Annotated in this window: 8 protein-coding genes and 1 pseudogene; 2 read left to right on the top strand and 7 right to left on the bottom strand. The window is 68.1% G+C overall.

Features of this window, described 5'->3' with window-relative positions; translation table 11 throughout:
• A partial coding sequence (locus Q1X76_RS09360) for a 3'-5' exonuclease (protein WP_300719498.1) occupies positions 1-2,076 on the top strand: 2,076 nt, incomplete at its 5' end.
• Positions 2,077-2,548: 472 nt separating this feature from the next.
• Here Q1X76_RS09360 and Q1X76_RS09355 read toward each other — a convergent pair.
• The 7 genes from Q1X76_RS09355 to Q1X76_RS09325 form a co-directional block, all read right to left on the bottom strand.
• Positions 2,549-3,832, bottom strand: coding sequence for a TRAP transporter large permease (locus tag Q1X76_RS09355; RefSeq protein ID WP_300719496.1), 1,284 nt, complete (start codon positions 3,830-3,832; stop codon positions 2,549-2,551).
• A gap of 10 nt (positions 3,833-3,842) precedes the next feature.
• On the bottom strand, positions 3,843-4,322 hold the full coding sequence (locus Q1X76_RS09350; protein ID WP_300719494.1) for a TRAP transporter small permease: 480 nt from the start codon (positions 4,320-4,322) through the stop codon (positions 3,843-3,845).
• Positions 4,323-4,385: 63 nt separating this feature from the next.
• Positions 4,386-5,360 (bottom strand): DctP family TRAP transporter solute-binding subunit, encoded by a 975-nt coding sequence (locus Q1X76_RS09345; protein ID WP_300719492.1) that lies wholly within the window; start codon positions 5,358-5,360, stop codon positions 4,386-4,388.
• Between the two features lie 82 nt (positions 5,361-5,442).
• Positions 5,443-6,762, bottom strand: coding sequence for a malic enzyme-like NAD(P)-binding protein (locus Q1X76_RS09340; protein WP_300719490.1), 1,320 nt, complete (start codon positions 6,760-6,762; stop codon positions 5,443-5,445).
• Positions 6,763-7,299: 537 nt separating this feature from the next.
• Entirely contained in the window at positions 7,300-8,040 is a 741-nt protein-coding gene (locus Q1X76_RS09335) for a septal ring lytic transglycosylase RlpA family protein (RefSeq protein WP_300719488.1), read from the bottom strand.
• The gene (locus Q1X76_RS09330) at positions 8,037-8,867 is read right to left on the bottom strand and encodes a hypothetical protein (protein ID WP_300719486.1); all 831 of its coding nucleotides are present in this window, start codon (positions 8,865-8,867) and stop codon (positions 8,037-8,039) included. Before Q1X76_RS09330 ends, Q1X76_RS09335 begins: the two co-directional genes overlap by 4 nt.
• A complete protein-coding gene (locus Q1X76_RS09325) occupies positions 8,864-9,133 on the bottom strand; it encodes a hypothetical protein (RefSeq protein WP_300719484.1) in 270 nt (89 codons plus the stop codon). The genes Q1X76_RS09330 and Q1X76_RS09325 overlap by 4 nt, the downstream gene beginning before the upstream one ends.
• 913 nt (positions 9,134-10,046) lie before the next feature.
• Between Q1X76_RS09325 and Q1X76_RS09320 the strand changes: the two are divergent.
• Positions 10,047-10,682, top strand: a pseudogene (locus tag Q1X76_RS09320) (sulfite reductase, dissimilatory-type subunit alpha); the annotation flags it as partial.

Genomic DNA, 10,682 nt, shown 5'->3' with positions numbered 1-10,682 from the left:
CCGCCCCCGGTCACGGAGCCGGCGGCGGGAGCGGGCCTGCCCCGTTGCGACACCCTGCACGCCCTGGCCTGGAGCGTGGTGCAGCGGGAGCTGCCCACGGCCCTGCTCCTGCCCGAAGACGCGGCCCGGGCCCTGTTCGTGGATGCCGGGCACCCGGAGAGCCGCGAGGAGGGCAAGGCCCTGCGCCGCCTCTGGGAGCGCCTGCAGTGGGCACGGGAGCAGGGCCTGCCCGCGGACGGGCTCCCCGACGACCTGCGCGCCGCCGTGGGCGACTGGCAGGCGGCCCGCAGCCTGCGCAGCCGCAGCCCCCTGCTGGATTACGCCGACCTGCTGGAATTTTTCCTTTATCATCTGCGTCTGCTGCGGGGCGAGGACATCCGGCCCGAACTGGAGCACAGCCTGCTGCCGCCCGCCTGCCGGGCCCTGCTGGCGGACAGGGCGGTACAGGCCTGCCGCGAGGCGGCGGACAAGGTGTCCCCAGCGCCCCGGCTGCCGGTGTCCCCGGCATCCCCGGCGGACACGGCGGACACGGGAGATGCGGCGGGCACGACGGCCACGGGCCCTGCGCCGCGCGCGGCCACGCACGGCCCGAACGAACCGGGCGAACCGGGCAGGACGGAGAGCGCGGACGGGACGGACAGGCTGCCCGCCCCGCCCAGCGGCCGCCCCGTGCCGCGCCAGATGTCCCTGCTGGGCATGGTGGCCCCCGGCCCCGCAGCGCCTCTCCCCCGGCAGACGGCGCCCGGGCAGCGGCCTCCCGCGCAAGCCCTCACCGGCCGGACGGCCGCCGCACCGGCTCCCGAGGCGGCCCGCCGCACCCAGGATCTGCCCTGGCGTCATGTGCTGGTGGATGAAGTGCAGGACCTTTCGCCCATACAGCTGCGCCTGATCCGCGCCCTGCTGCCCGAGGACGGCAAGGGCTTTTTCGGCATCGGCGACCCGGATCAGGCCATCTACGGCTTCCGCGGCGCCAGCGGCCAGAGCGAGGACAGCCTGCGCGCCCTCTGGCCCGCCCTGCGCGTCTGCCGTCTGGGCCAGAGCTACCGCGCCAGCCAGGGCGTGCTGGACATGGCCCAGAGCCTGCTGCAAGGCCGCGGGCACTGCGGCGCGCTGCAGGCCATGCGGCAGGAAGAGGCCCGCCTGCACCTTTTTTCCGCGCCCGACCAGCAGGCCGAGGCCCGCTGGGTGGCGGCCCGCATCCGCCGGCTGCTGGGGGCCACGGCGCACACGCTCATGGACCAGCTGCGACAGGAAGACGAGCTGGCCGGGAACCTCTCGCCCGCCGACGTGGCCGTGCTGGTGCGCCTCAAGGCCCAGATACCGGTCATCCGCCATGCGCTGGAGCAGGAGGGCATCCCCTGCGCCGCGCCCGCGCAGGAGGACTGCTGGCAGGACCCGCTCTGCGGCGCCGTGCTGCGTCTGGCCGTGGCCCGCGGACAGGGTGAGGCCCCGGCCCGTGCTGCCCCCGCTGCGGACAGCGAGGACCTGCTGCCCCTGCTGGAAAGCGTGCTGGCCCTGCCGCCGGAAGCGCCCCTGCCCGATCCGCAGGCCCTGCAGGCCCGGCTTTCCGGGCACAGCCGCCTGCCCGCGCCCCTGTGGCAGGGCGCGGCCTGGAAGCGGCTCTGCCGCCTGTGGCAGGACTGCGGCCAGTGGGAAGCGCTGGTACGCCAGCTGGGCCTGCAGCATGAGGCGGAACTCATCCGCGCCCGCTCGGAACAGGTGCAGATCCTGACCCTGCACGCATCCAAGGGCCTCGAGTTCCAGGCGGTCTTCCTGCCCGGACTGGAGGAGGGCCTGCTGCCCCTGCGCCGCGAGCTGCTCTTCGGGGCCCCGGACGAAGACATGTCCGCCGCCGCGCAGGCCGGACGGCTGGAAGAAGAACGGCGGCTGTTCTATGTGGGCCTGACCCGCGCCGCCCGCGCCCTCTATGTGAGCTACAGCGCCCGGCGTCGCCTGTTCGGACAGGAACTGGCGCTGGAGCCCTCCGGCTTCCTGCCGCTGGTGCGCCGCTTCTGCCGCCAGAGCACCCTGGCCCGGCATACCAGGGCCGTACGGGAACATCTCTCGCTGTTCTGAGCCCGCCCGCCGCGACCTCCGCCTGCCGGACGGCACGACAGACCGCTGTGTCCCTCCGGCGCGGCCGCGCGGGCTTCCCGGCGGCCGGACAGGCCGCCACCCCTGCTGCCATCGTCCGCCTCGGGACAGCCCGACGCGAAATTCCCGACGTCCCTGAAAACACAGCTCCCGCCGCCGGGGCATGCCTTGCCGGCGCAGAGCGGACGGGCCGCCCCGTCCGCATCCTGTGTGCCGCTGCCCGGCCGTTCCCGTCCGGTGTCCCGCCGTGTCCGCTGCCGTACGGCGGCAACGCACGCCGCAGACGATGCGCCCCGGACAGGGCGCGAAAAAAAGGATCGAAGCGCTCCCGCAGGCTCCGGGCCATGCGGGAGGTCTTCGATCCTTTTGTGTCCGCTGCCGGCGCGGCGGCGGAAGCCGCGCGTCGTCGCGGGGCTCCTGGCCGGCGCGGGCCCGGCAGGCCCCCGCGTCCGGGCTAATGCATCAGGCGCGGCAGGGAGGTCACGATGGGCGGGAAGTAGGTCATGATGACCAGGGTGCCCAGCAGGGTCAGCAGATAGGGCATGACCTTGACGGTGATCTTGTCCACGGAAATGCCCGTGATGGAGGAGACCACGAACAGGTCCAAGCCCACAGGCGGCGTGATGCAGCCGATGGCCAGGTTGACCACCATGATGACGCCGAAGAAGAGCGGGTCGATGCCCAGGCCCAGGGCCACGGGCAGCAGGATGGGCGTGACGATGACCACCGCGGCCGAGGCGTTGACCAGGGTGCCGATGATGAGCAGCAGCACGTTGACCAGCATGAGGAAGACGAAGGGATTGTCCGTGATGGTGGCAAAGTAGCCCGCCAGGGTGTGCGGCACCTGCGCCCAGGTCAGGATCCAGCCGAAGACGTTGGCCGCGCCCACCACGAACATGATCATGGTGGTGTTCTTGGCGGCGGTCAGAAGGGTCTTGGGCAGGTCCCGCCACCTCAGTTCCTTGTAGATGAACAGGCCCACGAAGGCGCCGTAGACGGCGGCCACGGCGGCGGCCTCGGTGGGCGTGAAGATGCCCTTGTAGATGCCGCCCAGGATGATGACGGGCATCATCAGGGCCCAGGAGCAGTCCTTGAGGGAATGCAGGATGCGCCGGAAGGAGAAGCTGCCTTCGCCCCTGTAGCCTTTTTTCTTGGAGATGAACCAGCTCAGCACGCACATGGACACGCCCATGAACAGGCCCGGCACCACGCCGCCGATGAAGAGGTCGGCGATGGAGGTGTTGGCGATGGAGCCGTAGACCACCAGGGTGACCGAGGGCGGGATGACGATGCCCACGGTACCGCCGGAGGCCACCACGGCGGCGGCGAAGGAGCGCGGATAGCCCCGGCGTTCCATCTCGTCGATCATGGATGCGCCGATGGCGGCGGTGGTGGCGGCGGAGGAGCCGGAAAGGGCGGCGAAGAACATGCCGGCCACGGCCACCACCAGGGCCAGGCCCCCGGCCAGCGCGCCCACCAGGGCCATGGAGAAGTTGACGATGCGGCGGGTCACGCCGCCGTCGGACATGAAGGCCCCCGCCAGCATGAAGAAGGGCACCGCCAGGAAGGAATAGGAGTCCACGGCGGTGAACATCTTTTGCACCACGGCGATGAGCGGCGTGCCCATGACCGTGGACATGGTGATGGCCGAGGACAGGCCGAGGCCCACGCCGATGGACGCGCCGCTGGCCAGGATGACGGCAAAGGTCGGAAGGATGACCCACAAGGCTGCTGTCATGGCCGGCCTCCTACTTCAGCTCATCCGCGGGCGTGCGGATGACCGTGACAAGATTTTCCAGCGTGTACAGCAGCATGACGGCGCAGCCGAAGGGGATGACGCTGTAGACATAGGACATGGGCAGCATCATGGCCGCGGAGGTCTGATACTGGGCGAGGATGACCATCCTGCAGCCGTGCCAGACCATGATGCCGAGGAACCAGAGGGAAAAGATGTCCGCCACCAGGCGGCAGACCTTCAGCTTCATGCCGTGGAGGCGGTTGGTCAGGGTCTCGATGGCCATGTGGCCGCCGGAGCGGGCCAGCAGCGGCAGGGAAAGGAAGACCGTCCACACGAAGAGGTAGCGGGCCAGTTCCTCCCCGAAGCTGGGCGTGTAGTTGAAACAGTAACGGGTGATGACCTGCAGGAAGACGATGATCAGCATGAGCGCGATGCAGACGATGGTCAGGCCTTTGAGCAGGGAATCGAGGAAACGCAAGAATCTGGACATGCACATACTCCGCACGGGCACGAAGGCCGGACCCTCCCGGGAGGGTCCGGCCCGAAGGACGGCTTAGTCGATGGCCTGGATGGCCTTGATGGTGGCGTCGCCGAACTTGCCGGTATAGAGCTTGTACACGGGCGCCGTGGCCTTGATGAAGGCCTGCTTGTCCACGTCGTCGTTGATGGCCGCGTGGCCCCGGTCCTTGATGACCTGCATGAACTTGCCTTCGGAATCGCGGCAGAGCTGGCGCTGCCAGTCGCGGGCGTCCTCGGCGGCCTTGCGGATCAGGGCCTGCTGTTCGGCATTGAGCCTGTTCCAGGCCATGGCGCTGATCAGCAGCGGCTCGGGCGCATAGGTGTGGCCGGTGAGGGAGATGTACTTCTGCACTTCGTCAAAGCGCTTGGTGGCGATGTGGGAGAAGGGGTTTTCCTGGCCGTCCACCACGCCCTTCTGCAGGGCGGTGTACAGTTCGCTCATGGCCATGGGCGTGGGGCTGGCGCCCAGGACCTTCATCATCTCGATGTACACGGGCTGTTCCATGACGCGGATCTTGAGGCCCTTCATGTCTTCGGGCGTACGGATGGGACGCTTGTTGTTGGTCATGTGGCGCACGCCGTTTTCCCAGATGGCCAGGGTGATCATGCCCTGCTTCTCGCCCTTCTTGCACAGCTCCATGCCCACGGTGTCCAGGGCCTTGTAGGCATGGGGGATGTCGCGGAAGATGAAGGGCAGGTCGAAGACGGCCACTTCGGGGATGAAGTTGCCGAGCACGGCCGTGCCGGTGAGGGTCATGTCCACGGTGCCGAACACCAGGCCTTCCACCAGGTCGCGCTGGTTGCCCAGCTGGCTGGAGGGGAAGACCTGGATCTCGATCTGGCCGTTGGAGCGTTCCTTCACCAGTTTGGCGAAGTAGTCGGCGCCCATGCCGTAGGGGTTTTCCGGCTCGGCGATATGGCCCAGTTTCATGGTGATGGGCGCCGCCATGCACAGGGAAGCGCCGAGCAGCAGGCAGCCGACGGCGGCAAGCAGGGTACGGAATCTCATGATGCAACTCCTTTCAGGTTACAGGCAGCAAAAAAGACCGGAAGGGGCGTCCGCCGTGAGGAGCGCCCCCTCCGGCAACGGGCTACTTCTGGTAGCTGTCGATGAACGGCAGGATGCGGTCGTGCGAGGCATTGATGCGCGCTTCCAGGGACCTGGCATAGGCCGCCATGTCCCCGATGGGACGACGGGCCACGCCGCTGTCCATGGCCGCCTGGGCCACGGCGGGGGTCACGGTGGTCAGGATGCGGGCATCCAGGGGCTTGGGGATGACGTAGTCGATGCCGTAGCTGATGGCGTCCACCTTGTAGGCCTGGAGGATCTCGGCGGGTACGGGCTCCTTGGCCAGCTCGGCCAGGGCGCGGGCGGCGGCGACCTTCATGGCGTCGTTGATCTCGGTGGCCTCCACATCCAGCGCGCCGCGGAAGATGTAGGGGAAGCCGGAGACGTTGTTGATCTGGTTGGGATAGTCGGAACGTCCGGTGCCCATGATGCAGTCGGGGCGGGCGTCCTTGGCGTCCTCATAGCTGATCTCGGGCACGGGGTTGGCCATGGCGAAGATGATGGGATGGTCGGCCATGGAACGCACCATGTCCTTGCTCACCAGATTGCCCTTGGACAGGCCCAGGAAAAGGTGCGCGCCCTTCATGCAGGCGGCCAGGTCGCCCACGTTCTCCTTCTGGGCGAAGGCGGCCTTGTATTCGTTGAGGTCGGTGCGGCCCGCGTGGATGAGCCCGCGCGAGTCGAACATGAACACGTTCTCGCGCTTCACGCCGAGGGCGCAGTAGAAATTGGCGCAGGCGATGCCCGCGGCCCCGGCGCCCACGATGACCACCTTGAGGCTCTCGGGGCTGCGCCCGCTGATCTCGCAGGCATTGAGCAGGGCCGCGCCGGAGATGACGGCCGTACCGTGCTGGTCGTCATGGAAGACGGGGATGCCCATCTCCTTCTTGAGCTTCTCCTCGATGTAGAAACATTCGGGGGCCTTGATGTCTTCCAGGTTGATGCCGCCGAAGGTGGGCTCCAGGGCCTTCACCACGTCGCAGAGCTGGTCGGGATCGGTGAGGCCGATCTCAAGGTCATAGACGTCCACGTCGGCGAAGAACTTGAACAGCACGCCCTTGCCTTCCATGACGGGCTTGCCCGCCACGGCGCCGATATTGCCCAGACCGAGCACGGCCGTGCCGTTGGAGACCACCGCCACCAGGTTGGAACGGCCCGTGTAGCGCGAGGCCAGCGCGGGATCGCGGTGGATCTCCATGCAGGCTTCGGCCACGCCGGGGGAATAGGCCATGGAAAGATCTTTCTGGGTGGCAAAGGGTTTGGTGAGGACGGTCTCGATTTTGCCCGGCCGCGGATCGCTGTGGTACGCGAGCGCTTCTTCCCTGGTGTAGAGCGAGGACATATTCCCTCCTTGAGCATGTGGTTCCCGAAATGGACAACTCTGAAAGCCATCCGATGCCCCGCCAAAACGCGCGCCGGCAGACATCGCCGGCAGCTCCGGGCGGGCCCGCACGGGGCCCCCGCTGCCGGCGGCAGGGATCCGGCCCTGTTCCCGGCCGGGCATCGTGCCGTGTATGTGGGTGCGCCCCCCTGTTCCCGGTGCGGGGGCTCGCCGTCACTGTAGACCATTGGCGCGGGCAGTACAATAACGCCGGCGCACATAATCCGCAGGCCGGCACAGGGGCCCGCGCCCCGGGCGCGCCGTCCTGCCGCGCGGGAGAAAGAGGCGGCGCGAAGGACGTGCCGCAGCTCCGCGAGACCAGCCGGGCAAGACGCTCGACGGGAGCCGCCCCAGCCGTCGTCCCCTGCGCGTGCGGCGGAGCCGACCCTGGGGCGCCACATCCGGTGGCGACACGCGGGCGGGCCACGGCCGGGAAGGAGCAAAAGGAAAAGGGCCCCTCCCGGACGGGAAGGGCCCCTGAAGTGCCGGACAGGCCTCCTAGCCCGCGCCGCCGTCGCCCACCACGAAGGCGTGGGGGTAGAGGGTGCGCAGCACGCGCATCATGTCGTCGGCCTTGCGGGAATCCTCCCACGGGCCCACCTGCACGTTCCAGAGGTTGTTGCTGCCGAGGATCATGCGGCCCTTGTGGCCGCTGCTGATGAGCTTGCCGATGAGGCCGCGGGCGTTCTCCTTCTTGGAAAAGGCACCCACCTGGACGAAGAAGGTGCCGCGCACCACATCGCCGCCGTCCTCCACCTGGGGCAGATCGCCCAGGCTCTGGATGCGCACCCGCGCCGTGCCCTTGCCGATGACGCCCAGGCGCTGGGCCGCCCCGCGCGAAAGGTCGATGACGCGGTCGTCCACGAAGGGGCCGCGGTCGTTGATGCGCAGGATGAGCGAACGGTGGTTCTCCAGATTGGTCACGCGCACTTCCGTGCCCAGGGGCAGGATCTTGTGCGCGGCGCTGATGCTGTACTGGTTGAAGCGCTCGCCGCTGGCCGTCTTCTTGCCGTGGAAACCGGGGCCGTACCAGGAGGCGATGCCCTCCTCCACGAAGCCGTGGGCCGACTTGAGCGGATAGTAGGTCTTGCCGCGCACGGTATAGGGCTTGGAGCCCGGCACGCCGCCCTTGCGCCAGGAGCTGTCCTTGCCGCCGCAACCGGCCAGCAGCACGGCCGCCAGCACGAGGCAGACCAGGTTGCCCAGCAGGCGGGCCGGGGAGAATCGCCGCGTCCTCATGCGTCGTCCCGTACCTGCTCCAGCTGGCGCAGCAGGGTCAGGCTCTCGGCGTCCAGACGGCGCTGGCGGGCGGCGCATTCCAGCATGCAGCGCGCCTGCTCGCTGCGGCCGGCTTCCAGCAGGTCCCAGGCCGCCAGCATGTACAGGCGCTGGGGCCTGTCGCCGTAGAGGGCGCTCAGCAGATCGTCATAGAGCTCGCCGAAGACCGCGCGGACGCGGACCTCCTCCATGACCAGCCAGCGGGCCAGATGGGTGTTGTCCTCCTGCCCTTCCAGATAGCGCAGCAGCAGGAACAGGCCGTGCCGCAGCACATGCAGGATGCGCTGCAGCTCGCGCGCGGAACTTTCGGCGGTCTGCTCGCCCAAGAGGCGCAGGGGATCGTACAGCTCGGCCGTGACGCCCTGATGGCGGCCCAGCTGGGCCAGACGGTTGGCATAGTGCTGGCGCTGGAAGGCGTCCTCGCGCAATTTGGCGCATTCGTGGAAGGCATAGCCCACGCACCAGTCGATGAGGGCCTCCACCGGGCGCTGGCTGACCATGCCGTCAGGGTGGCGGCTGCCGGAATACTGCCAGAGCAGGATGGCGTCCTTTTCGGGCGCGGCGGCCTGGCTGTTGCGGAACAGGTGGTGCGCCGTGTCCTTGAGGCGCCAGAACACGCCCTTGCGCATGGCCTCGCCCAGCAGATCGCGGATGGAGGAATACGAAACCGCCCCTTCATGCTCGAAGCGGCGGCGCTGCTCTTCCAGGCCCTCGTAGACGCGGCAGTAGTCGCGCACCAGATCGCGCACCAGGAAGGCCCTGCGGTCCGGCGACCAGCGTCCGCTCACAGACCGGCCTCCTCCAGCAGGGCCCGGGCCACGGCGGCGTCATAGAGCCTGAGCGGGTCGGCCTCGGCATTGCGCTCCTCGCGGTACAGGCGTGCCGCCTCCTCGATGACCTGCAGATCCAGCCACTGGTGGCGCTCCCAGACCTCGGGATGATCGGCCTGCCAGAGCCGGAACTGCACGCCGCCGTCCTCACCGCGCCGCACATACATGCGGGCCGTGCGGTCCGCGGCATTGGGGAAATAATACAAACCACGCTCGTCTTTCATGCTCGTTCCTCTGGGGGCCGCCGCAGCGGCCGTGTTGTGCTGCCCGCACCATAGCCGCTAATGCTTTTTTTGCCAAGGCGGCCCCGACGGTACGGGGCCCGCGGCGACCCTCCCCGCTCCCCCGCGGCACGGACGGCGTGCGGCACGCCGGTACGGGAGCCGCAAAACGGCCCGCTCCCGGGGCTGGGGGCGGGCCGGACAGGCATGGCGAAGACGCCCGTCCGGGAGCAGGAGGATGGTCAGCGCGGGCGCAGCAGGGTTTGCGGCCCGTGCGAGGATGCCATACGGGCGCGACGCCGCATGGCGGGGCCCGCGACGTGGCGCGTGCCGGCACAACTTCGCTATCGTGAAATCACGCGAGACGTGAGGGATATCCGCCAGGGCGCGGCCGGCACAGCCCCCCGCAACGGGCAGGGATCGTCCGCCCATCACGTCCGCTGCCTGCCGCGGGCATCGTGACCGCCCCGCAGCAGACGGAGGCAGCACCTGCGCAGGACAGCCCGGGCCGTGATGGCGCGCGACATGCAAAATGACATTTTTTTCACAGAACTGGCAAAGCGGCGCGCCTCCCGCCCCTGCGGGGGACAGGGATGACGGCGCTGTGAAAAAGCGGTCAATCACAAGAAACAGCGGTTGTCATTGCCAAAGAAATAGGCTAAAAGAAGCAGAACTGCATTGCAGCCCGCAGTGACGAGCGTCCAACAGCGTCTGTCGCTGCGCCTGCGATCCCCCGTCTGACTACGCCGGACAGGGAACAGCACCTGGGGCGGCACACCAGTATGTGTGCAGGCCGCAAGACAAGGCCGCCCCGGCGGCGTTTTGTCGTGTGCGGCTCCGGGTCCCTCCGGCCCCAAGCGTCATGACGAAGGCACATCACGCGATGTGATACAACAAACCATGTGGAGGTATGGCAATGGCGAAACATGCAACCCCCCTGTTGGACCAGCTTGAAAGCGGCCCCTGGCCGAGCTTTGTGTCCGACATCAAACAGGAAGCCGCCGCCCGCGCGGCCAATCCGAAAGGCCTCGACTACCAGATCCCGGTCGACTGCCCCGAAGATCTGCTGGGCGTTCTGGAACTTTCCTATGAAGAAAAGGAAACCCACTGGAAGCACGGCGGCATCGTGGGCGTGTTCGGTTACGGTGGCGGCGTCATCGGCCGTTACTGCGACCAGCCCGAAAAATTCCCCGGCGTGGCCCACTTCCACACCATGCGTGTGGCCCAGCCCGCTGCCAAGTACTACCACACCAAATTCCTGCGTGACCTGTGCGACATCTGGGATCTGCGCGGTTCCGGCATCACCAACATGCACGGTTCCACCGGTGACATCGTGCTGCTGGGCACCCAGACCCCGCAGCTGGAAGAGATCTTCCACGATCTGACCCACAAACTGAACGTCGACCTCGGCGGTTCCGGCTCCAACCTGCGTACCCCCGAAGCCTGCCTCGGCCAGTCCCGCTGCGAATATGCCTGCTACAACACCCAGGACATGTGCTACCAGCTGACCCAGGACTACCAGGACGAACTGCACCGTCCCGCCTTCCCCTAC

The organism is uncultured Desulfovibrio sp. (assembly GCF_949282365.1).
GTDB lineage: Bacteria > Desulfobacterota > Desulfovibrionia > Desulfovibrionales > Desulfovibrionaceae > Desulfovibrio.
Note: the sequence above shows the minus strand (reverse complement) of the source record. Positions and strands in the feature narration are given on the sequence as shown.